The organism is Kitasatospora sp. NPDC057015, assembly GCF_042673745.1.
Lineage (GTDB): Bacteria > Actinomycetota > Actinomycetes > Streptomycetales > Streptomycetaceae > Kitasatospora.
Window position 1 is genome coordinate 3,962 of record NZ_JBHUSG010000106.1, and the last position, 897, is coordinate 4,858.

Sequence of the window (897 nt, forward strand, 5' to 3'; positions counted from 1 at the left end):
TAGCAGGTCGCGGCATCCGGATTCTTTGCCTTGCACTCGGTGGCGTCGATCTGACCAGCGCGGCAGGTCGTATGACGATGCAAGTACTGAATGCCGTAGCCGAGTTTGAACGTGACTTATTGATCGAGCGTACGCAAGCCGGTATTGCACGTGCCAAGGCCGAGGGGAAATCTATGGGTCGACCTTCAGCGCTATCCGAGGTGCAACAGGACGAAGTCCGTCATCATTTGAGCGAAGGAGCTAGCGTGGCAAGCCTCGCAAAGCGATACAGCACGAGTCGTCAGACGATTATGCGGATACGCGACGCAGCTTAATGCCCGACATCCAATGTCATGATTCGCCAGCCTTCCCAACTGTAACGCCCACCATGAGCGCTCGCGTTGGAGAGCCAGTTAGACATTCCGTACTTTGGCGCGCTCATTTCGCCACTTAGTCGGGGATGCATCGCTAGCCTCCCCAAAGACTGCCAACAACCAGACGAAAAGCCAAAACAGCAATTAACCGCGCGCCAGGCCGACGGATAGGCACATTACATCAGCGAAATTGAGCGATGAATCCTCTCCATGAGATTCATAAAATACCGATGCTCTTGCTCATCTCGACATTCGGAAACAGCCTTCTCCGCATCCTGCATAAGCATATGCAGTTGTTCCATCCGTTCATTGGGACTCATTCTCTTGTTTGCGTTTATTTTATCGAGCGCCGAGGTCATCCTTTCGAACTCAATAGTGGCGAAAGATGCTCTTCGCACTGGACGTCGTCCCTCGTGCAACGAGATCTCGACCATCTTCCTTAACTCCCTCACTTCCGCCTGCATCCGCATCGGCAACGCCGCGGGCAAGCACCAGGAGCTGATCCCGGACGGCAAGCTGTGCAGCGCCAACGACCCGGCCTTCA

The 897-nt window shown here is 54.6% G+C and carries 2 protein-coding genes; both read left to right on the top strand.

Translation table 11 applies throughout. The annotated features are described in order from the left end of the window. Window positions 1–314: recombinase family protein (locus ACFTWP_RS41080; protein ID WP_380270309.1), on the top strand; the 314-nt coding region annotated here is incomplete at its 5' end. Window positions 315–662: 348 nt separating this feature from the next. Then, window positions 663–897: hypothetical protein (locus tag ACFTWP_RS41085; protein WP_380270310.1), on the top strand; the 235-nt coding region annotated here is incomplete at its 3' end.